The following is a 22106-nucleotide window of genomic DNA, read 5'->3' on the forward strand; positions in this document are numbered from 1 at the left end:
TTAGGCGTCAGGAATCGAGATAGCGGAGCGCGGCGAGGACGCGCCGGTTGTGCCCGTCCGACGGCGGCAGGCCCAGCTTGCCGAAGATGCTCGTCACGTACTTTTCGACCGAGCCCGCGGACAGGAACGCCTCCGCCGCGATCGCTGAGTTCGACCGGCCCTGCGCCATCAACCCGAGGATCTCGCGTTCGCGCGGCGTCAGCTCGGCGAGAGGACCGGCCTGGCCGGTGGTCGCGAACAGCTGGCGGACGACTTCCGGATCGAGCACCGTCTCGCCGGCGGCGACGCGTTCCAGCGCGGTGAGGAAGTCCGACACCTCGGCGACGCGGTCCTTCAGCAGATACCCGACCGCACCCGCTTCCCCGGCGAGGAGTTGCTTGGCGTAGTTGGTCTCGACGTACTGCGAGAACACCAGGATCGCGCAGCCAGGCCGTTCGGCGCGCAGGTCGATCGCCGCGCGCAGGCCTTCGTCGGTGTGGGTCGGCGGCATCCGGATGTCCACAATGGACACATCGGGCCGGTGCTCGCGGACGGCGGTGCGGAGGTCGTCGGCGTTCTTCACCGCCGCGACTACCTCGTGGCCGCGCAGGCCCAGCAATTCGACGAGACCCTGGCGCAGGATGGCCGAGTCCTCCGCGATCACGATCCGCACGGTTTCCCCCTCATTTCACCGAGTTTAGCGGGGCAGCGGGAGCGTGGCGGTGACGACGGTCGGGCCGCCGGGCGGGCTCGACACGGTCAGTTCCCCGTCGGCTGGGCGGAGGCGTTCGGCGATGCCGGACAGTCCGCCGCCGGGGATGATCGCGGCACCGCCGGAGCCGTGGTCGATTACGGTCAGGCGCAAGACGTCTTCGCGGTCTTCGACCAGGACGGTGCAGCGTCCGGCACCGTGTTTGGACGCGTTGGTCATGAGTTCGGCGGCGGCGAAGTAGACGATCGTTTCCAGCGACGGTGGCGGACGGCGGCTCAGTTCCACGGTGACTTTCGCGGAGAAATCGGCGGAACTGGCCAATGTGGACAGTGCGAGGCTCAGGCCTTTGTCCAGTGCTGCGGGATGGATGCCGCGGGCCAGGTCGCGCAGTTCGGTGAGGGCTTGTTTGGCGTTGCTGTGCGCGGCGTCGACCAGGGTGCGGATCTGGTCGAGGTTGACCTGGTCGGTGGCCAGTTCTTCCTTTGCCAGGCCCAGTTTCATGGCCATGGCGACCAGTTGGGCTTGGGCGCCGTCGTGGAGGTCGCGTTCGATGCGGCGGAGCTGTTCCGCTGCTTCGTCCAGGGCGGTGGCGCGGGTTTCTTCGAGGAAACGGACACGTTCGCGCAGGCCTGGGTCGGCTACCAGCAGGCGGAGGAGGAGGCGGTCCACTCCGGCGACGAGGTGCACCACGGCGGGCCAGACGGCCAGGATCAGGATGCCGGAGACGCACCAGACCAGGGAGCCGATCCAGTTGTCGCTCTGGATGTTGAAGACCGGGAGGCCGTGGCCGGGCCTGGTCTCGAGGAGCCAGGTGAAGGGGTAGGTGAAGGAGGCCAGGCCGTAGAAGCCGAGGGTGCCGGTGCCCAGGAGGGCCAGGAGGGCGGTGGGGAGGCGGACCAGGAGGTAGGCGACAGAGCGCCAGGCTGTTCGGTCGGCGAGGCGGGCGGTTAGCCAGTTCCAGAGGCCGGGTTTGAGGTCGGTTCTCGGTGGGGGTGGGAGGGGGAGGTTGAGGAGTTTGGCGGCTAGGCGGCGGTGGAGGCTGCCTAGGAGATTGGCGGTTTTCAGGACCGTGGTGAGGATTAGGAGGCCTAGGAAGAGCGGGGTTAGGGCTAGGCCGAGGGTTGTTCCTGCTAGGAGGATGATTACGGAGAGTAGTGGGAGTAGGCCGGTGGTGGCTATCCAGGTTGCTTCGGTCAGGGTCTGGCGGGGGGTGGCTGGCCAGAGGTGGCGGAGTTGGGCAGGGGTTAGGTGACCTGGGTGGGGTTGCTTGGTGGTGGTCACCTTGGTGAGTTTGCCCGGTTGTATGAGTGGCGGGTAGCGGGGTGGCCTGTGTGGTGGGGCGGGGGATAGCCCTACCTCGTCGCCTGGGGGCGACATTGGTTCGGGTGTGCGTGGGGCACCCCGAAGCTTGATTGTGCAGGGGAGCTTCGTATCGGGGTGCGGGGGAGGGGCTGGGTGCCTCGCTCGTTGGGTGCACCGGCTGCGGCTGGTGGTGGGGGTAGCGCCCCAATGTGGCATTGGGTGCATGTGACGCACCCAATGTGGCGTTCGGTGCGTGGGATGCACCCAATGCCACATTGGGGCGGCATCTCGGCGAGCGCGGGGCGAGCGGGGCGTGAGGGGAACCCTGAGGGAATCAGAGTTCCTCGGGGTTCCCCTCACGTACTTCTGGCGTCAGTCTGTGTTGGGGGGCTGGTTCAGGCGGGGGTCGTCTTCTTTTGCGCGTTGGGCTGCTTCGCGCATTTCGATCATGTCCGTGAACCAGTCGCCGGTTTCGCGGGCTATGTCGCGGACTGCTCCCGTGATGATCGTGGCGATGTTGCCGATGTGGGTGGCTGCGGACTCCGTCAGCTCCTGCACGGTGTCCTTGCCACTTTCGAATGGGCCGACCATGGGCTTCCTCAGGCTGCTCGGAGTTGCCGTTCCGGGTCCACGGTAGCGGGCGCCGCCGGTTTTCCGGGGAGGGCCAGCCGCGCGATCTTCTTCGCTACCGACCACAGCTGCTTGCGCAGGGGGCCGGTGTTGTAGGGCAGGCCGTAGCGTTCGCAGATTTCCCGCACCTCGTCCGCGATCTGCGGGTAGCGGCGGGCGGGCAGGTCCGGGAACAGGTGGTGTTCGATCTGGTGCGACAGGTTCCCCGACAGGACGTGGAACAGCGGGCCGCCGGTGATGTTCGCGGAGCCCAGGATCTGGCGCAGGTACCACTGGCCGCGCGATTCGTTCTCCGTTTCCTCCTCGGTGAAGCTCTCGACGTCCGCCGGGAAGTGGCCGCAGAAGATGATCGAGAACGCCCACAGGTTGCGGACCAGGTTGGCGCTCGCGTTGCCCAGCAGCGTCAGCGGCGCCAGCGGGCCGGTGAGCAGCGGGAACAGGACGTAGTCCTTGCCGATCTGGCGCGACGCCTTGCGGACGATCCGGCGCAGCACCGGCACGTTCTCCGCCCAGGTCCGCTCGCCCTTCACGACCCGCTCGACCTCCAGGTCGTGCAGCATCACGCCCCACTGGAACAGCAGCGCGAGCAGCGTCGCGTACACCGGGTTGCCCAGGTAGTACGGATGCCACTTCTGCGCCGGGTCCATCCGGAGGATTCCGTAGCCGACGTCGCGGTCCTTGTCGACGATGTTCGTGTACGTGTGGTGGATGTAGTTGTGCGAATGCCGCCAGTTCTCCGCCGGCGCGACGGTGTCCCATTCGAAGCGCTGCGAGCTCAGCTCCGGGATGCGCGTCCAGTCGTACTGGCCGTGCATCACGTTGTGGCCGATCTCCATGTTGTCCAGGATCTTCGCCGCGGACAGCGCCGCGACGCCGGCCAGCCACGCGGGCGGCAGGAAGCCGGCGAACAGCAGGCCGCGGCCGGTCACCTCCAGCGCGCGCTGGGTTTTGATGATCTTGCGGATGTACTCGAGGTCTTCCTCGCCGAGGTCGTCGACGATCCGCTGGCGCAGCGCGTCGAGTTCCCGGCCGAATTCCTCGACCTGTTCGGGGGTCAGGCGGTCCTGCAGACCGGTCATGATGCTTCCTCCGGTGGTCAGGCGTCGATTTCGACGTCCCCGACGGGGACGCTGACGCAGAGCTGGATTTCTTCGTTCTCCTCGCCGGAGACCTCGCCGGTGCGGGCGTTGCGGACGCGGCCGGCGGTTTTGAGCTGCGTGCAGGAGAAGCAGATGCCCATCCGGCACCCGTGCTCCGGCGTCAGGCCCGCGTCCTCGGCCTGTTCGAGCAGCGGCTTGCCGGAGTTGTCGCACTCCCGGCCGCTGCGGGCGAAGCGCACTCGGCCTTCGGCGGCCTCCGCGGAGAAGGTCAGCGGCGCTGCCGTGAACTCTTCGGTGTGCAGTTGTGCACTCAACCCTTCGTTTTCGAAGAGTTCACGCGCGGCGGCCATCAGCGGAGCCGGGCCGCAGAGGAACGTCTCGGCCTCGCGGAACCACGGTGCGGCCTTCTCCAGGTGCTTGACGGAGAACAGGCCGTGCAGGTCGCCGCCGCGGCGGGCGTGGGTGTGCGCGTGGACCACGCGGAACGCCGGGTGCCGGGCGGCGAGTTCGGCGAGTTCCGCCCGGTAGAGCGCGTCCGCGGGGGTGTTCGAGTAGTGCAGGAACACGACCTCGCCGGGATGTCCCTCGGCGACGAGCGTCCGGGCCATCGCGAGCACCGGCGTGATCCCGCTGCCGCCGCTCATCAGCACGATCCGGTCCGGCCGCGGCGACGGCAGGGTGAACTCGCCGTCCGCCGGCGAAAGGCCGACCACCGCGCCGACGGCGGTGTCCTGCAGATGCCGCGACACCAGGCCTTTCGGGTCGGCTTTCACGGTGAACTCCAGGTCACCGCTGCCCTGCGCGCCGCACGGCGAGTAGCAGCGGGTCCGGCGCACGCCGTCGATCTCCACCTGCATCCGCACGTACTGGCCGGCGCGGAAGCCCTGCCACGCCCGGCTCGGGCGCACCGTGAAGGTGACGGTGTCCGGCGTCTGATGCCGCACGGCGGTGACGCGGCCGCGGATCTCGCGCCGCACCAGCATCGGGTCGACCAGTTCGAGGTACCGGTCCGCGCCGTGCGGGGTGAGCAGCGCCTCGGCGAGCGAGACGAGTCCGCGCACGCGGCGCGGGAGCAGTGCGGTCATCACCCCTCCAGAAGTTGAGTGCACAGTCGTACACTGACTAGTGTGGGGGCAAGGCCCCGGGGCCTGTCAACGCGGAAGCGAGGTGATGTGACGTGGGCCATGCGGCGATCGCCAGTACGCTGCTCGACGTGTCCGCAGCCGAGGAGCCGGCCGGCCCGGTGAGCCGGCAGGAGCGCAAACAGCGCACCCGTCAGGCGCTGCTCGACGCGGCGCTCGACCTGCTCGCCGACCGGAGTTTCGCCAGCCTTTCGCTGCGCGAGGTCGCGAAGGGCGCGGGCATCGTGCCGACGGCGTTCTACCGGCATTTCTCGTCGATGGAGGAGCTCGGCGTCGCGCTGGTCGAGGAGACCACGCGCACGCTGCGCGGCCTGCTTCGCGGCGCGCGCACCGAGCAGAGCGGCTACGGCGGGATGATCCGGGCTTCGGTGCACACGCTGCACCGGCACGTCCGCGAGCACGAGGACCACTTCCGGTTCGTCACGCGCGAGCGTTACGCCGGCGCCGGCGCGGTGTCCCGGGCGATCGCGGTCGAGATGCGGATGTTCTCCAGCGACCTCGCCCTGGACCTGGCGCGCTTCGATCCGCTGCGCACCTGGCCCACCGAGGACCTGCACCTGCTCGCCGACCTCATCGTCACCGCGATGCTCGGCACGGTCGCCGAACTGCTGGAAATCCGTCCCGGCGACACCGCCGCCGACGAGCGCACGTTGGCCGCGGCGGAAAAACGACTCCGGATGATCCTGCTCGGGGTGCCGCACTGGCAGCCTTAGCGGCATGGCCTTCCTGCACCTGACCGCGATCATCGTCGACGACTACGACGAGGCGATCGCCTTCTTCACCCGCGCGCTCGGCTTCGACCTGGTCGAGGACTCGCCGTCGCTCACCAACGACGGCCGCCCCAAGCGGTGGGTGGTCGTCCGCCCGCCCGGCGGCGAAACCGGCATCCTGCTCGCTCAAGCCGACGGGGACCGGCAGTCCCGCGCGGTCGGCGACCAGCACGCCGGTCGCGTCGGATTTTTCCTGCGGGTAGACGACTTCGCGGCCAGCTACGCGCGGATGCGGGACGCCGGGGTCGAGTTTCTCGGCGAACCGCGGACCGAGCCGTACGGCCAGGTCGTCGTGTTCCGCGACGTCGCGGGCAACCGCTGGGACCTGCTCGGACCGGCCGCTTCCTGAGCCTGTTCTACGATCCCGGGGTCCAGCAGATCGTGGAGGAACGCTATGCCGAGCGGGTCGGAAGTCCGAGCCGAATTCACCGACCCAGTGCTCAACCTGGCGTTCGACGAGGCGCTGCTGCGCGAGGGGCCGACCGCGCCGGTGGTGTGGCTGTGGCGCAACCCGGTGTGCGTCGTCGTCGGCCGCGGCCAGCGAATCGCGCGCGAAGTCCGCGTGGACGAATGCGCCCGGGACGGCGTTCCCGTGCTGCGGCGGGCCAGCGGCGGCGGCACGGTGTTCCACGACCCGGGCAATCTCAACGTGACGCTCGTGTTGCCCGGCCCTGCGCCGCGTCCGCTGGAAATGCTCGGCCTCGTGATGTCGGCCGCGGTGGAGAAACTCGGTCTGCCGGCCAGGATCGGCGACCGCGGGATCTTCGTCGGCGACGCGAAACTGTGCGGGTTCGCGGTGTTCCGGACCAAAGACGTGCTGCTGGCGCATTCGACGCTGCTGGTCGACACCGACGCCGCCCGCGTCGGCGCTTACCTCACCGGCCCGCCGCCGGACCCGAAGCCGCTGGATTCGCACCGGAGCAAGGTCGCGTCCCTGCTCGACCACGGGGTGCGGCTGCCGCTGGCGGAGGTGGAAGACACCGTCCGCGCGGCCGCGGCGGGACTCCTCGGCCCGCTCCCGCCGCGCGAACCGACGGCGGGGGAGTTGGAGCGGCAGCGGGCATTGCTGTGGAGCCGCTACGAATACCCGGACTGGCACGCCGAGGGACGCCAGCGTTCGTAATCGCCTTGCCCTGGGCGAAAGTGCGTGAGGGGAACCCTGAGGGAATCTGATTCCCTGAGGGTTCCCCTCACGGACGGATCAGGTTGCGGAGGAGGAGAACAGCACCTGCGGCACCGCGCTGGCCGCACGGCGGCGCGGCTTGGCCGTTGCCGGAGCGGCGGTCTTCGCCGGGGCGGTCTTCGCGGGTGCGGAGACCTTGGCGGTGGCGGTCTTCGCGGGTGCCGGTGCTTTGGCGGTCGCGGTCTTCGCAGCTGCGGGTGCCTTGGCAGCCGAAGTCTTGACAGATGCCTTGGCCGTCGCGGTCTTCGCCGTCGTCGCGGCGGGAGCCTTGACCGCGGCGGTCTTCGCCGACTTGGGCGCGGACTTGGTCGCCGCGGCGCTCGTCGACTTCGCGGTGGTCTTCGTCGGCTTGGTCGCGGCGGTCTTGCGCGCAGTCCCGGTCGCGCCACCCGTTCGGGCAGTCTTCGCCGCGGTCTTCGCGGTAGCGGCGGCAGCGGTCTTCTTGCCAGCAACGGCTTTCCCGCCCTTGCCCGCCGCGGCGGCCTTCTCCGCCACCGGCTTCGCCTCGGCCTTCTTCGCCCCGGCGACGAGCCGCGGCCGCAGCTTCCGCCCGCCCGTCCGGCGGCCTGCCTTGGCGTACCGCTCCAGCAACCGCCGGAGCGCGGCCGCGTTGCGGGCGCCGAGGTCGATGTCGTACTCGATGCCGTCCAGCGCGAACGCGACGGTCTCGGCCGCGCGTCCTCCGGTCAGGTCGTCCTGAGTGCGGACAGCAGTGTTCCTCGCCATGGGAGCCTCCCGTGCTCGATCGTGGTCGTGCGTGCAACCGGCACGGCGACGACCCGGATTTCGCGGTGCCGCCGGTTTCTTGCAGCTCTCGTACGAGAATACCGGCAGGCTTGCGCGAACCTGCGCGGTGGTGTGCGCTGGGGCAATGGCAGCAGAGACTTTCGACGTGGTGGTCATCGGCGCGGGTCCGGTCGGGGAAGTGGCCGCCGAACGGGCCGCCATGGGCGGGCTGAAGGTGGCCCTGGTCGAACACGAACGGTTCGGCGGGGAGTGTTCGTACTGGGCGTGCATCCCGAGCAAGGCGTTGCTGCGCCCGGGAAACCTGCTCGCCGCGGCGAAGCGGATGCCCGGAGTGCCGATCGGCGACGCGCTCGACGCGGGCAAGGCGCTCGCCCGCCGCGACTGGTTCACCGGCAAGGGCGACGACTCCGGCCAGGTCGAATGGGCGCGCGGCGCGGGCATCGAACCCGTGCGCGGGTACGGCCGGATCAGCGGAGAACGCGAGGTCACGCTTGACGACGGCCGCGTTTTCGCCGCCCGGCACGCGGTGATCGTGTGCACCGGCAGCGTCCCGCGCACGCCGCGGATTCCGGGTCTGGACACCATCAAGCCGTGGGGTTCGCGGGAAGCGACGTCGGCGACCGAGGTGCCCGGACGGCTCGGCGTGCTCGGCGGCGGCGTGGTCGGCGTCGAGATGGCGCAGGCGTGGGCCCGGCTCGGCGCGCAGGTCGACCTCGTGATCACCGGCGAACGCCCGCTGCCCCGGCTGCCGGAGTTCGCCGGAGACCTGGTCCTGGACGGATTGCGCGAGGCGGGCGTCCGCGTGCACGCGAATTCGGGCCTGAGTGAAGTGTCCAGTGTGGACGGTGGAACCCGGCTGAAGCTCTCCGAGGGCGGGGAGATCGTCGTGGACGAACTCCTGGTCGCCACCGGCCGCGCGCCCGCGACCAGCACAATCGGGCTGGACGTCCTCGGTTTGCCCACCGACGGCCCGCTCCAGGTGGACGAAAGCGGCCGAGTGTCCGCTGTGGAGGGTGGCTGGCTGTACGGCGCGGGCGACGTCACCGGCCGCGCTTTGCTGACCCACCAGGGAAAATACGCCGCTCGCGTCGTCGGGGACTCGGTCGCCGCCCGCGCCCGCGGCGAGGAGATCTCGACCGAACCGTGGAGCCGCTACAGCGCGACCGCCGACCATCACGCGGTGCCGCAAGTGGTGTTCACCGACCCGGAGGTGACGTCAGTCGGCCTGACCGAGGCGCGCGACGGATCTGCCGACCGGGTGGTGGACATCGACATCGCGGTCGCCGGTTCGTCCTTGCACGCCGACGGGTACCAGGGCAAAGCGCGCATGGTCGTCGACACCGAACGCGGTGTCGTGCTGGGTGTCACGTTCGTCGGGCAAGACGTGGCGGAACTGCTGCACTCGGCGACCATCGCGGTCGTCGGCGAGGTGCCGCTGGACCGGTTGTGGCACGCGGTCCCCGCGTTCCCGACGATCAGCGAGGTGTGGCTGCGGCTGCTGGAGGCTTACGGACTCTGAATGTCGGTGCGGTCCGGTAGCGTCGGGGCATGACCAGTGCCCCCGCTCCCGGCCGGCGTGAACGCAAAAAGGCGGCGACCCGCCAGGCGCTGGCCGACGCTGCCCTGCGGATGTTCCTGGAGCGGGGCTACGACCAGGTGACCGTGCGCGAGATCGCCGACGCCGCCGACGTGTCCACCACCACGCTGATGAAGCACTTCCCGACGAAGGAAGCTCTCGTGTTCGACCGGGAGCCCGAGGTGGACGAGGCGCTGGTCTCGGCAGTCCGCGACCGGCCGGAGGGCACGTCGGTGCTGGAGGCGCTCCGCGCGCACATCCACGTGCGGGCGACCTCCGGCATCCGCGCGGAAGCCGAACCGCTGCTGCGGCTGGTGCGGGAGACGCCCGCGCTTTCCGAGTACTGGCACAAGATGTGGATGGGGCACGAGCACACGCTGAGCCGCGTGATCGCCGCGGAAACCGGTGCGCCGGAGGACGACCCGCGATGCGCGGTGCTGGCTCATTTCGCACTGGAGACGGCCTCGCTGGCCGACCGCTCGGACGACCCGCCGCGGGTTGTCGACGTGGCGTTCGACCTGCTGGAGAACGGGTGGCAGTGAGCCGTTCGCGCGGTGGTGTGGTGGCGGTTGGTTGGTGAGCCGTTCGCGCGGTGCTGCCGTGGAGGTCGGTTGGCGAACTGTTGGCTCGGTGCTGCGGTGGCGGATGGTTGGTGAGTTGTTCGCGCGGTGGTGTGGTGGCGGTTGGTTGGTGAGTTGTTCGCGCGGTGCTGTGGTGGCGGGCGGTCGGTGAGCTGTTAGCTCGGTGCTGCAGCGGAGATCGGTTGGTGGGTCGTTCGCGCGGTGCCGCCGTGGCGGTCGATTGCTGAGTCGTTCGCCGGGTGTGGTGGTGCCGTCCGGTTGCTGCGCCGTTCACCTGGTGCCGCGGCGGCGGGCGATTGCTGAGGCTTCCCCTCAGGACGGCAGGGCCGAACTGAACGCGGTCGGCCGCTGAGCCGCTCCCTCAGGACGGCAGCTGCAAGTCGAGCGCGCCTTTCGCCGCGCGGGCAAGACCGGGATCGTCCGGAGTGGACGGTCCGGGCTGCCAGACCGCCTGCACGATCCGGACGCCCTTCCCGTCGATCTTGCTGGCGTAGGCGGCACCGTCGAACTGCGGCGGCCCCGAAGGCCACTTGCCGGTTTCCGTGGCGACGTCCAGGATTCCGCCGCCGCCCGGGATGTCGGCGATCTGCTTGAGATGATCGGCCTGCCCGGCATCGGAAAACTCGACTACCGCGACGGTCACCGCGGCCGGCCGCCCGTCCACGAGCGCCGTGTAGCTCGCGCGGCGGACCGCGGAGCAGCTGGTTTGCTGGAGGCTCGCCTGGACGTCCCCGAACGCGTGCGAGGCGCACTTCTGGTCAGCGCTGCTCGCGCGGGGTTCGAAGGTGAGAGTCGGGGCCGGCGGGGCGCTCGACTGGACACTGCTAGGCACCGGACTCGGAACACTGCTCGGCGGTGCACTGCTGACGGGCGCGGCGGCGGTGTCGTCACCGCCGCTGGTCGCCACGACGATCGCCGACACCACCAGGACGACCAGCAAGACGATCGCCGCGATCGGCACCCACTTGACGGTCCGGGAGCCCGGTTTCCCAGGTCCGGCAGGGGAGTTCGGCCCAGCCGGGGAGTTCGGCCCGGCTCCGGCACCGGTTCCCGCGGCGGTTGTCGCTGCTCCTGCCCCGGTGCCGGTCCCCGCGGAGGTTGCCGCAGCTCCCGCCCCGGCCACGGTTCCCGCGGGGGTTGTCGCTGCTCCTGCCCCGGCCGCCCCGGCACGGTTTCCCGCGGGAGTTGTCGCAGCGCCCGCCCCGGTTGCCCCAGCGCCGGTTCCTGGCGTGGCGGTTGCGGCTGAGCTTGCCCCAGTACCGGGTCCGGCCATGACGGTTGCCTCAGGTCCTGCCCCTGCTGTCCCGGTGCCGGTTCCTGGCGTGGCGGTCGCGCGTGTTCCGGCAGCGGAGGGTGCACCTGCTCCAGCTCGGGCTGCCCCAGGCGCAGGTCCTGCCGCAGCGGTTGTTCCGGTTCCGGGACTGACTGCCTTCGATCCGGTACCGGGGCTGGCGGCCGAGCTTGCGGAGGGAGCCGGTCGCGGGGGTTGGGGCGGACTGCTCGGCACGACTGGCGGAACGGCACCGCGCGGACGTCCGGCAGGCTGCGGCTTCGCCGGGGACGGCATCTTCTCGGTCGGCGCCTCAGGCGGGTCCGCGGACTCGGTAGGCGCTTCGGAAAGCGACTCCAGTTCGATCGACGGAATCTCCGGACGAGGCGGCCGTACCGCGATGATCTTCGGCCTCGGCACCGGCGGAGTGACGGACTTCGGTGCGGCGGAAGGGTTGCTGGGGGAAGCAGCAGCCTTCGGCGTCGCGGTGCCTGCGGATCCCGACGTGGCGGCACCGGGGAAGACGGGAAGCCCTCGGACATCACCGGCACCGGCTGGAGTTTGCGGCCTCGCAGTGCCGCCGGGGACGGCCTCCGCGGTGGATGGAGCGGTACCGGGAGCGACAGCGTTCGATCCGGCAGCACCGGAAGGTGTGGTACCGGGAGCGAGAGCGTTCGATCCGGCAGCACCGGAAGGTGTTGTGCCGGGAGCGACGGTGTTCGATCCAGCGGCACTGGACGGGGTTGCGCCGGACCCGACAGCAACGGCCCGAGCCGAGTCTGGAGCGGAGTTTCCCGGGCCTGGCGAGCCGGAACCGGCGACGGCCCCAGCAGGATCGGGCTTGGCGGCGGTTCCAGCAGGGCCGGATGTCGCCGCGGTGGCCGCAGCAGCTCCGAGCCCTGCGGTCGCAGCCCCAGCGGAGACCCCCGTTCCGACCTCAGCACCGGAGTTCGCGGCGGCAGTGCCATTGCTCGCCGGGCCAGTGTTGACTGCGCTCGCGGCAGCAGCCGAACCAGCCGAAGCACCGCCAGCCACCCCGGCAGCGGCAGCGGCAGAACCAGCCGAACCCCCGGGAGACCGGGGCCCAGGAGGAACCGGAACGTCGTCCGCGAACCGGACGAACCCTTCCCCGCGCAGGACCTCGTCCGAAAGCTCCGGCGCGTCCGGAGCCAGCGCCGCGATCAACGCGCGGGCCTGGTCCACCGAGCGCGGATGCCGGGCCGTGGCGAGGGAGACCGTTGCTGCCAGCATGGTCGTCGGCGTCGGGTGCAGCACGCGGACCGGGCCCGCGAGGTCGCCGGGGGGCTGGTCGACCGTCTCGACGTACGGGCCGACCGCCACGATCGTGCCGACCGGGCCTCCGCCGAGTTCCGCGATGCGGCGCTCGCATTCCTGGGACAGGTCGAGAGCTTCGGTGGCGGGGTTGACGTCGTCGCCGTGGACCAGGGGCCAGCCGTCCGCTTTCCACGGGCCGCTCAGCGGGGCTTCGAGGCGCAGGGCCGGGTCGGGCAGGTCGACGCCGATCACGACGAGCACGCCCGCGGGCAGCACCACGACCGCCTCGACCGGACGGTCTCCGGTCGGGCGGGCGCCGACGAGCGCTACGCCGCCGATCACCGTGCTCCCCCGGCCGAGGGAGGCCAGTGCGGCCCGCACGTCTTCCGCGACGCGCGAGGGCTGCTGCCCGAGACGGACCAGTCGCACCGAAATTCTCCTGTCGAATCCGCAGCGTTTCCGGTGCACCACGCTAGCGTGCCGGGCCGCCGGAACCGTGCTTCGCGCCCTCGCGTCGGCGTGGCTCACCACAATGGGTCGTCCGCTGCGACTTGTGGTGTTCATGTGGCCAAACGGCACGGTTGGGGTGCAGAATGTGCTACACAGGTCGGGAACTGCCGTGGAGGCTACGCAACCTGCGCAGGGTTCGAGAGGTCGTAGGGGAAGACGTCCCTCGTCGAACAAGCGGAGGTCAGCAGTGAGCACCCGTGGCAGCACCCGAGGCGTGGTGTACGTCCACTCGTCGCCGTCTGCGGTATGTCCGCACGTCGAGTGGGCGATTTCGGGCACCCTTGGTGCCCGTGTCGAGCTGAAGTGGACGGCCCAGCCGGCCAGTCCGGGACAGCTCCGGGCCGAATGCAGCTGGAGCGCGCCCGCAGGAACCGCGGGCAAACTCGCCGGCGCGCTCAAGGCGTGGCCGATGGTGCGCTTCGAAATCACCGAGGAACCCAGCGCGGGCGTCGACGGCGAGCGGTTCTGCTTCGCGCCCGGACTCGGGCTCTGGCACGGCCGCACCAGCGCCAACGGCGACATCGTCGTGGGCGAGGACCAGCTGCGCGCGCTCGTCAGCATGACCCGCGGCGGCGAAACCCTCGCGCACAAGCTCGACGAACTCCTCGCCGCGGCCTGGGACGAGGCGCTCGAGCCGTACCGGCACGCGGGCGACGGCGCCCCGGTCACCTGGCTGCACCAGGTCGGGTGAGCGGGGGCGGTACCCTCACCCGGGTGAGCGTTCACCCGGCCCCGCCTTCCCGTCAGCGGTGGTTGATCCCCGTGCTCGTGGTGGTGCTGTCCATCACCGTCGCCGGGGGTCTGCTCGCCCGCGAGCTGTACCGCCGCCCCGATTCGCCGCGTGCGGCCGACGGCGAAGCCATGGCTCCGTCCGCCACCACCAGCGGCGGTGCGGCCGACAAGTCCGGCGCGGTCGAGGTCGGGGCCACCCCGGACGCCGAGAACCACCCGCAGGACGACGCCGTCCGCACGGTGCTGAAGTCCTATTTCACCGCGGTGAACCAGAAGGACTACGAGGCCTGGGCGGAGACGGTCAGCGACGCTCGCCGCAGCAAGATGCCGGAGTACGACTTCCACCGGAGCTTCCAGTCCACTAAGGACGTCGACGTGATGCTGTACCGCATCGAACCGGGCGCGCAGGGGACGCTGCGGGCGCTGGTCGGGTTCACCAGCACCCAGTCGCTCAACGAGGCCCCGGTCGACTTCCAGGAGAAGTGCATCCACTGGCGGCTGGTGCTGCCGCTGAAGTTCGAGCACGGCTCGTACCGGATCGACACCGTCGACGGCACCGCCACCGAACACGACAAGTGCTGAGAACCCGGTGAAACGCTGAAGGGCCCCGCGGAAGATTTCCGCGGGGCCCTTCAGCGTGAAAAGGACTCAGTTCGCCGGCGTGAACAGCAGAGCGGTGTTGTGCCCGCCGAAACCGAACGAGTTGGACAGCGCCGCGGCGAGTTCGACCTTGCGGTTCTCCCCGGCGACGACGTCGAGCTGCACCTTCGGGTCCAGTTCGGTGAGGTTCAGCGTCGCGGGAACGACGCCCTCGTACAGCGCGAGAATCGTCGCGATGCCCTCGACCGCGCCCGCACCGCCGACGAGGTGGCCGAGCGCGCCCTTCGGCGCGGTGACCACCGGGTGCTCGCCGATCGCGGACCGGATCGCGGCCGCCTCGCCGATGTCCCCGACCACAGTGGACGTCGCGTGCGCGTTCACGTGGCCGACGTCCGAAGGGGACAGTCCGGCCATCGTCATCGCCGCGCGCATCGCCGCGATCTGCCCGATGCCCTCCGGGTGGTTGCCCGTGATGTGGTAGGCGTCGGACGTCAGGCCGTAGCCGGCCAGCTTCGCGTAGATCCGCGCGCCGCGGGCCTTCGCGCGGTCGGCCCGCTCGAGCACGACGACGCCGGAGCCCTCGCCGAGCACGAAGCCGTCGCGGCTCACGTCGAACGGACGCGACGCCGCGGCCGGGTCGTCGTTGCGCGTCGACACCGTGCGCGCCTGGGCGAACCCGGCGACGGTGATCGGGTGGATGCACGCCTCGGAACCGCCCGCGACCACCACGTCGGCCCGTCCGGACCGGATCATCTCGAAGCCGTTCGCGATGCCCTCGGCCCCGGACGCGCACGCCGACGCGGGCGAGTGCACCCCGGCCCGTGCCTTCAGGTCGATGCCCACGTGCGCGGCGGGCCCGTTCGGCATCAGCATCGGCACGGTCAGCGGCGACACCTTGCGAAGACCCTGCTGGTGCAACAGATCGTTCTGGGTCAGCAGGGTCACCGGCCCGCCGACCCCGGTGCCGATCGAGACGCCGAGGCGTTCCGGTTCGACGTCGGCGTGCTCGTCGGTCTGCTCGGCGAACCCGGCGTCGGCCCAGGCCTGACGGGCGGCGATGATCGCCACCTGCTCGCACCGGTCGAGCCGGCGGGCCTGCACGCGGGGCAGGATGTCGGTCGGCTCGACGGCGAGCTGCGCCGCGATCCGCACCGGCAGGTCCAGCTCCGCCGCCCAGTCCGCCTCGATCGTGCGGATCCCGCTGCGGCCGGCCAGCAGACCGTCCCAGGTGGACGCGACGTCCCCGCCGAGCGGCGTGGTCGCGCCCATTCCGGTGATCACGACGTCGATGTTGCTCATGGGTGTCTCCCCAAGGTCGGCTCCGGACCGGGGCCCGGGTACGAAGAGGACTTACTTCGAGTTGGCGGACACGTAGTTCACCGCGTCGCCGACGGTCTTCAGGTTGGCCAGCTCGTCGTCCGGGATCTTGACGCCGAACTTGTCCTCGGCCTGCACGGCGATCTCGACCATCGACAGCGAGTCGATGTCCAGGTCGTCCACGAACGACTTCTCGGCGGTGACGTCGTCCTGAGCCACGCCGGCGACCTCTTCGACGATCTCGGCGAGGCCGGCGAGAATCTCAGTGTTGTCAGCCATCGGTGTTGTTCCCTTCTCGGTTCTTCTGGAGGTCCGCTCGCGGGCACGGCGCCCGCGGGGGAAGTATCGCTCAGGGCAGGACGAACGCCTGCGCGGCATAGGAAAGCCCGGCTCCGAAGCCGACCGCCAGCACCACGTCGCCGCTTTTCGCCGTCCCCGCCTTGCGCATGTGGTCCAGCGCCATCGGGATCGAAGCGGACGAGGTGTTGCCCGAGTACTTGATGTCGTCGGCCACCACCATGTCCTCGCGCGCCCCCTTGGCGCGCAGCTTCTTGGCGATCGACTCGACGATCCGGAGGTTCGCCTGGTGCGGCGCCAGCACGTCCACATCGGACGGTTGCAGCCCGGCGGCTTCCAGCGCGCGCAGCGCGATCGGCGCGATCTGCGTGGTCGCCCAGCGGAAGACCGACTGGCCCTCCTGGTAGATCCACTGGTGGTCGCGCATGTAGATGAGGTCGACGAGGTCGCCCGCGCTGCCCCACACGACCGGGCCGATGCCCGGTTCGTCGGACCCGCCGACCACCGCGGCTCCCGCGCCGTCGGCGAAGATGATCGCGTTCGCGCGGTCGGTCGGGTCCACGACGTCGGTGAGCTTCTCCGCGCCGATCACGAGGACCTTCTTCGCCGAGCCCGCGCGCACGAGGTCGGAGGCGACGCCGAGGCCGTAGCAGAATCCGGCGCACGCGGCGTTGAGGTCGAACGCGCCGGGGGCCGCGACGCCGATCCGCGCGGCGACCTGCCCGGCCGCGTTCGGGATCTGGGAGGGCATGGTGCAGTTGGGCACGATGACGGTGTCCACTTCGGACGCGTCGAGGCCCGCGTCGGCGAGCGCTTCGGACCCGGCGGCGACGGCGTAGTCGACCAGCACGTCGTCCTTCTCGCCGAACCGCCGCTCGATGATGCCGACGCGGTCGCGGATCCACTGGTCGCTGGTGTCCATGACCTGCGACAGGTCGTCGTTCGTGACGATCCGGTCCGGCTGGTAGCTGCCGAAGCCGAGGATGCGGGCGGCGGGGGCGCCCTGGGCCAGGCGCAGGGTGGGGCGGGCGGTCACTGGGCGTCCTCCTCGCGCAGCGCCGCCAGCTCGGCGGGCGACTTCAGCGCGGTGGTAGTGGTGACGACGCCCTTGAGCTGCCGCTTGACCAGTCCGGTCAGGGTGCCCGCGGGCGCCAGTTCGACGGTGCGGTCCACGCCGAGCGAGACGAGCCCGTCCATGGTGAGGTCCCAGCGGACCGGGCGGGTCACCTGGGCGACGAGCCTGCGCAGGTACTCCGCGCCGCTCGTGACGACCTGACCGTCGGCATTGGACAGCAGCGGGCGCGTCGGGTCGGCCGGGGAGAGACCGGCGGCGTGCTCGCGCAGGGCGTCTTCCGCGGGGGCCATGTAGGGCGTGTGGAAGGCGCCGGCGACCTTGAGCGCACGGATCTTCGTGCCCTCCATCGGCTCGGCGATGATCTTCTCGATCGCGGCGGCGGACCCGGAGGCGACGATCTGCCCGGCCCCGTTGCGGTTCGCGGCGGCGAGGCCCTGGCTTTCCAGCCACGCGGCGACTTCCTCGGGATCGCCGAGCATCACCGCGGCCATCGACGTCGGTTCGAGCGCGCAGGCCTTGGCCATCTCGGCGCCGCGGACCGCGGCGAGCGCGACGGCGTCGGCCGGGCTGAGCACCCCGGCGATCGCGGCCGCGGCCAGTTCGCCGACGGAGTGGCCGGCGACCGGAGCGTCGTCGGCGACCGGGAGGTGCTCGAAGGACAGCAGGGACAGCGCGACGATCAGCGGCTGCGCGACAGCGGTGTCCTGGATCTCCTCGGCGCCGGCCTCGGTGCCGAGCCGGATCAGGTCGAGCCCGCAGCGGGCGGACCACTCTTCGACGCGCGCGCGGGCGCCGTCGAGCTCGAGCCACGGAGCGAGCATGCCGGGGGCTTGGGAACCCTGGCCGGGGGAGAGGACTGCAACTGTCACGCTGTCTATGAGACCACGGGACCCGTCGCGCTTCGGCTGCGGGCGGTCACCAAGTCCGCGCGGCGTTATTGGAGGAAACCTCCAAAGACCCGCCGGAGAACCCGGCCCTTAACCCATCCGCCTTGTGGGATTCAACCAGCGCTTGCCGTGAAGTCTGTCACCCGCCACGCGCTCGCCGCTCCCCTGTCACGCCGCGTCTCGGAGGGGCGGAGTAGGCCGGGCGGGATGTCCCCAATGTGGCATTGGGTGCGTCAGACGCACCGAACGCCACATTGGGTGCGTGACATGCACCCAATGCCACATTGGGGTTTTCAGCAGCGAGACGTCGACCGGGCCGCGTTGCTTCTCCGCTCTGGGTGGCGTCGGTGAGGGGGCCCTGAGGGAATCAGATTCCGTCAGGGGCCCCTCACGACATCTGCACCGGCCCAACCGCGCCGTCGACCGGGGGCGGCTTCGCGCACCGCGTCCGTGGAGAGTTTCGTTCCTCCGGCAGCGGGTGGGCGCGGTGGCGAGGTCCGTGAAGGGCTCCTTGAGGGAATCAGATTCCCTCAAGGAGCCCTTCACGGACCGAAACGGGAGAGGAGCCGCCCCGGCGCGCCTTGCTGGCCGGTGTCCGCAGCACCTCGCAAGCACCGCTGCCGCTCGCGCACCGCGCTAGTGAGAAAACCTCACTGGGGCGTTCACCAAAGCCCGCGAGCCCGGGCGAGTCTGCCCACCGTGAGTGCGACCCGCAGCACCAGTGCATCGCGGGCGTCGGTCGGGTTGCGGCCGGTGAGTTCGGCGGCTTTGCGCAGCCGGTACCGGACCGTGTTCGGGTGCACGAACAGGGTTTGCGCGCAGCGTTCCAGCACCCCGCCGGTGTCCAGATAGGTCTCGACCGTCCGCTGCAGGGCGGCTCCGGCTTCTTCCAACGGCCGGGCCACCAGGTCGACCAGCAGCCGTTCCGCGCCGGGGTCGCCGGAGAGGGCTCGTTCGGGGAGGAGGTCGTCGGAGCGCACTGGGCGCGGCGCGGCGGGCCAGCCGACCACCGCGCGCAGGCCGGACAGCGCTTCGGCCGCGCTGTGGTGCGCCTCGGCCAGTGTCGGCACTGTCGGACCGGCGACGACCGGGCCGTCGGCGAACACCGTTGACATCCGGGCCAGGATTTCGCGTTCCTTCGGCCCGCCCTCGGTGGGGCCGCCGATCACGATCACCAGCCGCGAGCCCTGCACCGACAGCAGCACCGCGCGGCCGACGCGGGCGGCGCGGGCGCGGACGTCGAAAACCACCGTCGGCGGGTCGTCCGACGGTGGATTTCCCACCAGCACAGTCGCCGCCGCGGCCGGATCCCACCCGAGCGCCGCGGCTCGCGAAAGGACGGATTCTTCGGCGTCCCCGCGGACGATTCCGTCGACCACGAGCGCTTCGAGCCGGGCGTCCCACGCGCCGCGCGCTTCCGCCGCCGCGGCGTAGGAATTGGCCGCGGCGAAAGCGATTTCCCTGCCGTAGCGCAGAATTCCTTCGATCAGCGCGGCACGTTCGGCTTCCGAAGCGGCGAATTCGGGGAGCTGCTCCTCGAATACCTCGATCGCGAGCCGCACCATCGCGACGGCCTGGCGCAGGCTGATCCAGCGCGACACTTCGGTCGGCGCGTCGCGGAAGGCCTCGGTGGTGAGCTTCAGCGCTTCCTTCGAATCCCGCAGCCACGCGACGAATCCGCTGGCCCCGGTCTGCGTGATCAGCAAAACGCTGGCGCGCTGGTCGGCGGGGAGCCGCGCGAACCACACCAGCCTGCGTTCCATTTCCGCGACGCTCGCGCTCGCCAGCCGCCCGGAGGCGTGCTCCAGGCTGCGCAGGGTTTTCGCGGACAGTCCGTGGTGCTTGCGCGCTGGGCGTCCCGTGGTGTCGGCCATGTCGGATCCGATCCTACGTGCCGCGCGCGACCCGCAACTTTAGGCGGATGCGACGGCGACCTCAGGCGGTGGGCGGCGCCTGGACGAAGTGCCTAGGATCCGGGGTGGGGTGGCAGGGGATCACCCCGCGCGAAAAAAGAACAGGGGGACGGGCCATGCCAGAGCCCGGACTGGAGATCGACGGGATCTCCAAACGGTACGGCGCCGTGGTGGCGCTCGAGAAAATGACGTTCGACGTGCGGCCGGGGGAGCTTTTCGGATTCGTCGGCAGCAACGGGGCGGGCAAAACGACCACCATGCGCATCGCGCTCGGGGTGCTGAGCGCCGACGCGGGCCAGGTTCGCTACGCGGGCGAGCCCATCACGCACGAAACGCGCCGGCAGATCGGCTACATGCCCGAGGAACGCGGCCTGTACCCGAAGATGAAGGTCGGCGAGCAGCTCACGTATCTGGCCCGGCTGCACGGAATGCCCGCCGCCGCGGCGAAGGCGTCGAGCGAACGGTGGACCGAACGCCTCGGCGTGGCCGCGCGCCGCGACGACGAGGTGCAGAAGCTCAGCCTCGGCAACCAGCAGCGCGTGCAGCTGGCCGCCGCGCTGGTGCACGAACCGCGGATTCTCGTGCTGGACGAACCGTTTTCCGGATTGGACCCGGTGGCCGTCGACGTGATGAGCGACGTGCTGAAGGAGAAGGCCGCCGAGGGCGTTCCGGTCGTGTTTTCCAGTCACCAGCTGGATTTGGTGGAACGGCTGTGCGACCGGATCGGGATTGTCCGGAGTGGACGGATGGAAGCGTCCGGCACGGTGGCGGAACTGCGCGCGGGCGGGACCGTCCGGCTGCTCGTCGACGCGCCGGAGGCTCCGGAAAACTGGGCCGCCGCGCTGCCCGGCGTGACCGTGCTCGGCCGCAAGGGCCCGGTGACCGAACTGGAACTGGCTGACGGCGCCGACGACCAGGCGGTGCTGCGCGCCGCGCTGGCGACCGGCCCGGTGCGGGAATTCGCCCGCAAACTGCCGTCCCTGACCGAGTTGTTCCGTTCTGTCGTGTCCGAGCAGCAGGAGGCCGCGGCATGACCGGGTCGAACGTTCAGATGAGCCCGATGTCCGCGGTCGGCCTCGTCGCCGGCCGGGAAATCACCACGCGGGTCAATTCCAAGGCCTACCGCATCACGACGCTGGTGATGGTGGTCATCGTCGTCGGGCTGGCGCTGGTCTTCAAGCTCTTCAACGGCGGCGGGGGCGCCGACGCGACGGTCGGCTACGTGCCGGCCGCCTCGCCGCTGGCGCAGCCGCTGAGCGCGACGGCGAAGTCGATCGGCCAGACGGTCGCGACGCAGCAGGTGCCCGACGAGAAGACCGGCCAGGACAAGCTCCGGGACGGCTCGATCGACGCGCTGCTGGTGCAGGACGCGAAGCGGGTGCACGTCCAGGTGAAGAAGGACCTGGACGCGAAGCTGAAGAACACGTTCACCGTGCTCGAGGGCCAGCTGGCGCTCAACCAGCAGATCGAGTCCCTCGGCGGCGATCCGGCGAAGGTGCGCCAGGCGACCGCCGAGGCGACGATCGACGAACTGCCGCCGCTCGAGAAACCGTACGACTACAACGGGCAGCAGCTGGTGCTCGGCATCATCGCGGGCATCCTGATCTACCTCTCGCTGATGCTCAACGGGCAGAGCGTGGCCCAGGGCGTCGTCGAGGAGAAAACCTCGCGGGTGGTCGAACTGCTGCTGTCGACGATCAAACCGTGGCAGCTGATGGCCGGGAAGGTGCTCGGCATCGGCGTCGTCGGGCTGATCCAGATGCTGGCGATCGGCGTGGCCGGCGTCGCGGCCGGGCTCGGGTTCGGGGTGCTGACGATCTCGGTGAACGCCGCGGTCGGCACCGTGATCTGGCTGATCGTCTGGTACCTGCTCGGGTTCTTCATGTATTCGATCGTGTTCGCCGCTCTCGGCGCGCTGGTGTCGCGGCAGGAGGACGTGGGCGGTGCGACGATGCCCGCGCTGATGTTCGTGATCGCCGGGTACGTGGTGGGGATTTCGATCCTGCCGTCGAATCCGGGCAGCCCGCTGGCCGAGGTGCTGTCGCTGATCCCGGTGTTCGCGCCGACGCTGATGCCGATGCGGCTCGCGATGGGCGGCGTGCCGGTGTGGGAGGCGGTGCTGTCGGTGGGTCTGGTGATCGTGCTGATCCCGGCGCTGATCTGGCTGGCCGCGCGGATCTACCGCAACGCGGTGATGCGCACCGGCGCGAAGGTGAAGCTGCGGGACGCCCTGCGCGCGGCCTGACCGCGAAGTTCCGGACGGCGGGCCGCGGCGGAATGCCGCGGCCCGCCGTTTGTGTGCCGAAGCCTCTACTCTCGGTGGAGGCGTTGTCCCGGTGAGGGACCTGGGCAGCGGGGGCCCTAACCCACGTGGGTTAGCGGCATCGGGTGAGTTGCGTGAACGCCGCCCTCGCGAACCCGCCGTTCCGGTCACCCGGCCGAACGCCCGTTAATGACCTTCGCGTGGCATCTCCGCCGCGCGGTAATCCGGCACGCGTGCGGAAGACC

Annotated in this window: 21 protein-coding genes; 9 read left to right on the plus strand and 12 right to left on the minus strand. The window is 70.5% G+C overall.

Translation table 11 applies throughout. The features are described from left to right. Nucleotides 1-7: 7 nt before the first annotated feature. The 5 genes from PUT80_RS38440 to PUT80_RS38460 form a co-directional block, all read right to left on the minus strand. Nucleotides 8-652 carry a response regulator transcription factor gene (locus PUT80_RS38440; protein WP_275295070.1) on the minus strand — a complete coding sequence of 215 codons (645 nt, stop codon included), beginning with the start codon at nucleotides 650-652 and terminating at the stop codon, nucleotides 8-10. A gap of 24 nt (nucleotides 653-676) precedes the next feature. Continuing rightward, nucleotides 677-2269, minus strand: coding sequence for a sensor domain-containing protein (locus PUT80_RS38445; protein ID WP_343076914.1), 1593 nt, complete (start codon nucleotides 2267-2269; stop codon nucleotides 677-679). Between the two features lie 96 nt (nucleotides 2270-2365). Then, a complete protein-coding gene (locus PUT80_RS38450) occupies nucleotides 2366-2584 on the minus strand; it encodes a hypothetical protein (RefSeq protein WP_037820457.1) in 219 nt (72 codons plus the stop codon). A gap of 8 nt (nucleotides 2585-2592) precedes the next feature. Further along, complete coding sequence (locus PUT80_RS38455; protein ID WP_275295072.1) at nucleotides 2593-3702, minus strand: acyl-CoA desaturase; 1110 nt, start codon at nucleotides 3700-3702, stop codon at nucleotides 2593-2595. 17 nt (nucleotides 3703-3719) lie between these two features. Continuing rightward, nucleotides 3720-4808, minus strand: coding sequence for a ferredoxin reductase (locus tag PUT80_RS38460; RefSeq protein ID WP_275295073.1), 1089 nt, complete (start codon nucleotides 4806-4808; stop codon nucleotides 3720-3722). 128 nt (nucleotides 4809-4936) lie between these two features. Here PUT80_RS38460 and PUT80_RS38465 point away from each other — a divergent pair, with 128 nt between their 5' ends. The 3 genes from PUT80_RS38465 to PUT80_RS38475 are packed head-to-tail and all read left to right on the plus strand — an operon-like array spanning nucleotide 4937 to nucleotide 6758. Next, nucleotides 4937-5578 carry a TetR family transcriptional regulator gene (locus PUT80_RS38465; RefSeq protein WP_235146962.1) on the plus strand — a complete coding sequence of 214 codons (642 nt, stop codon included), beginning with the start codon at nucleotides 4937-4939 and terminating at the stop codon, nucleotides 5576-5578. A 4-nt stretch (nucleotides 5579-5582) separates the two neighbouring features. Then, nucleotides 5583-5984 carry a VOC family protein gene (locus PUT80_RS38470; protein ID WP_037820462.1) on the plus strand — a complete coding sequence of 134 codons (402 nt, stop codon included), beginning with the start codon at nucleotides 5583-5585 and terminating at the stop codon, nucleotides 5982-5984. A gap of 45 nt (nucleotides 5985-6029) precedes the next feature. Next, entirely contained in the window at nucleotides 6030-6758 is a 729-nt protein-coding gene (locus PUT80_RS38475; protein ID WP_037820464.1) for a lipoate--protein ligase family protein, read from the plus strand. Between the two features lie 78 nt (nucleotides 6759-6836). Here PUT80_RS38475 and PUT80_RS38480 read toward each other — a convergent pair whose 3' ends face one another. Beyond that, complete coding sequence (locus tag PUT80_RS38480) at nucleotides 6837-7544, minus strand: histone-like nucleoid-structuring protein Lsr2 (RefSeq protein ID WP_275295074.1); 708 nt, start codon at nucleotides 7542-7544, stop codon at nucleotides 6837-6839. A 145-nt stretch (nucleotides 7545-7689) separates the two neighbouring features. On the opposite strand from PUT80_RS38480, the gene PUT80_RS38485 reads away from it, so the two are divergent. Beyond that, nucleotides 7690-9084 (plus strand): NAD(P)/FAD-dependent oxidoreductase, encoded by a 1395-nt coding sequence (locus PUT80_RS38485; RefSeq protein WP_275295075.1) that lies wholly within the window; start codon nucleotides 7690-7692, stop codon nucleotides 9082-9084. 29 nt (nucleotides 9085-9113) lie between these two features. Next, a complete protein-coding gene (locus PUT80_RS38490; RefSeq protein ID WP_275295076.1) occupies nucleotides 9114-9683 on the plus strand; it encodes a TetR/AcrR family transcriptional regulator in 570 nt (189 codons plus the stop codon). A gap of 400 nt (nucleotides 9684-10083) precedes the next feature. On the opposite strand, the gene PUT80_RS46360 is transcribed toward PUT80_RS38490, so the two are convergent. Continuing rightward, nucleotides 10084-10683, minus strand: coding sequence for a hypothetical protein (locus PUT80_RS46360; protein ID WP_238607729.1), 600 nt, complete (start codon nucleotides 10681-10683; stop codon nucleotides 10084-10086). A gap of 2281 nt (nucleotides 10684-12964) precedes the next feature. Between PUT80_RS46360 and PUT80_RS38500 the strand changes: the two genes are divergently transcribed. Both PUT80_RS38500 and PUT80_RS38505 read left to right on the plus strand, forming a co-directional pair. Then, entirely contained in the window at nucleotides 12965-13468 is a 504-nt protein-coding gene (locus PUT80_RS38500) for a DUF3145 domain-containing protein (protein ID WP_093576929.1), read from the plus strand. A 23-nt stretch (nucleotides 13469-13491) separates the two neighbouring features. After that, a complete protein-coding gene (locus PUT80_RS38505) occupies nucleotides 13492-14091 on the plus strand; it encodes a hypothetical protein (protein ID WP_037820478.1) in 600 nt (199 codons plus the stop codon). Nucleotides 14092-14157: 66 nt separating this feature from the next. On the opposite strand, the gene PUT80_RS38510 is transcribed toward PUT80_RS38505, so the two are convergent. From PUT80_RS38510 to PUT80_RS38530, 5 genes are all read right to left on the minus strand, one after another. Beyond that, entirely contained in the window at nucleotides 14158-15408 is a 1251-nt protein-coding gene (locus PUT80_RS38510) for a beta-ketoacyl-[acyl-carrier-protein] synthase family protein (protein ID WP_037820479.1), read from the minus strand. A 51-nt stretch (nucleotides 15409-15459) separates the two neighbouring features. Then, nucleotides 15460-15705: an acyl carrier protein gene (locus PUT80_RS38515; protein ID WP_037820481.1), complete on the minus strand. Its 246-nt coding sequence runs from the start codon at nucleotides 15703-15705 to the stop codon at nucleotides 15460-15462. 70 nt (nucleotides 15706-15775) lie between these two features. Then, the gene (locus PUT80_RS38520; RefSeq protein WP_037820483.1) at nucleotides 15776-16759 is read right to left on the minus strand and encodes a beta-ketoacyl-ACP synthase III; all 984 of its coding nucleotides are present in this window, start codon (nucleotides 16757-16759) and stop codon (nucleotides 15776-15778) included. Further along, nucleotides 16756-17667: an ACP S-malonyltransferase gene (locus PUT80_RS38525; protein ID WP_078870821.1), complete on the minus strand. Its 912-nt coding sequence runs from the start codon at nucleotides 17665-17667 to the stop codon at nucleotides 16756-16758. Before PUT80_RS38525 ends, PUT80_RS38520 begins: the two co-directional genes overlap by 4 nt. Nucleotides 17668-18347: 680 nt before the next feature. Next, nucleotides 18348-19559 carry a helix-turn-helix domain-containing protein gene (locus tag PUT80_RS38530; RefSeq protein WP_037820487.1) on the minus strand — a complete coding sequence of 404 codons (1212 nt, stop codon included), beginning with the start codon at nucleotides 19557-19559 and terminating at the stop codon, nucleotides 18348-18350. 155 nt (nucleotides 19560-19714) lie between these two features. On the opposite strand from PUT80_RS38530, the gene PUT80_RS38535 reads away from it, so the two are divergent. Then, nucleotides 19715-20632, plus strand: coding sequence for an ATP-binding cassette domain-containing protein (locus PUT80_RS38535; RefSeq protein WP_043835984.1), 918 nt, complete (start codon nucleotides 19715-19717; stop codon nucleotides 20630-20632). Continuing rightward, entirely contained in the window at nucleotides 20629-21843 is a 1215-nt protein-coding gene (locus PUT80_RS38540) for an ABC transporter permease (RefSeq protein ID WP_107051249.1), read from the plus strand. Before PUT80_RS38535 ends, PUT80_RS38540 begins: the two co-directional genes overlap by 4 nt. Nucleotides 21844-22106 lie beyond the last annotated feature (263 nt).

The organism is Amycolatopsis sp. La24, from assembly GCF_029087445.1.
Lineage (GTDB): Bacteria > Actinomycetota > Actinomycetes > Mycobacteriales > Pseudonocardiaceae > Amycolatopsis > Amycolatopsis nivea.

Excerpts from the sequence above, each read along its gene's own strand:
- PUT80_RS38470 (WP_037820462.1), top strand. The coding sequence starts at position 5,583 with ATGGCCTTCCTGCACCTGACCGCGATCATCGTCGACGACTACGACGAG.
- PUT80_RS38530 (WP_037820487.1), bottom strand. The coding sequence starts at position 19,559 with ATGGCCGACACCACGGGACGCCCAGCGCGCAAGCACCACGGACTGTCC.
- PUT80_RS38455 (WP_275295072.1), bottom strand. The coding sequence starts at position 3,702 with ATGACCGGTCTGCAGGACCGCCTGACCCCCGAACAGGTCGAGGAATTC.
- PUT80_RS38475 (WP_037820464.1), top strand. The coding sequence starts at position 6,030 with ATGCCGAGCGGGTCGGAAGTCCGAGCCGAATTCACCGACCCAGTGCTC.
- PUT80_RS38510 (WP_037820479.1), bottom strand. The coding sequence starts at position 15,408 with ATGAGCAACATCGACGTCGTGATCACCGGAATGGGCGCGACCACGCCG.
- PUT80_RS38490 (WP_275295076.1), top strand. The coding sequence starts at position 9,114 with ATGACCAGTGCCCCCGCTCCCGGCCGGCGTGAACGCAAAAAGGCGGCG.
- PUT80_RS38445 (WP_343076914.1), bottom strand. The coding sequence starts at position 2,269 with ATGTGGCATTGGGTGCATCCCACGCACCGAACGCCACATTGGGTGCGT.
- PUT80_RS38460 (WP_275295073.1), bottom strand. The coding sequence starts at position 4,808 with ATGACCGCACTGCTCCCGCGCCGCGTGCGCGGACTCGTCTCGCTCGCC.
- PUT80_RS38515 (WP_037820481.1), bottom strand. The coding sequence starts at position 15,705 with ATGGCTGACAACACTGAGATTCTCGCCGGCCTCGCCGAGATCGTCGAA.
- PUT80_RS38485 (WP_275295075.1), top strand. The coding sequence starts at position 7,690 with ATGGCAGCAGAGACTTTCGACGTGGTGGTCATCGGCGCGGGTCCGGTC.
- PUT80_RS38450 (WP_037820457.1), bottom strand. The coding sequence starts at position 2,584 with ATGGTCGGCCCATTCGAAAGTGGCAAGGACACCGTGCAGGAGCTGACG.
- PUT80_RS38535 (WP_043835984.1), top strand. The coding sequence starts at position 19,715 with ATGCCAGAGCCCGGACTGGAGATCGACGGGATCTCCAAACGGTACGGC.
- PUT80_RS38480 (WP_275295074.1), bottom strand. The coding sequence starts at position 7,544 with ATGGCGAGGAACACTGCTGTCCGCACTCAGGACGACCTGACCGGAGGA.
- PUT80_RS38540 (WP_107051249.1), top strand. The coding sequence starts at position 20,629 with ATGACCGGGTCGAACGTTCAGATGAGCCCGATGTCCGCGGTCGGCCTC.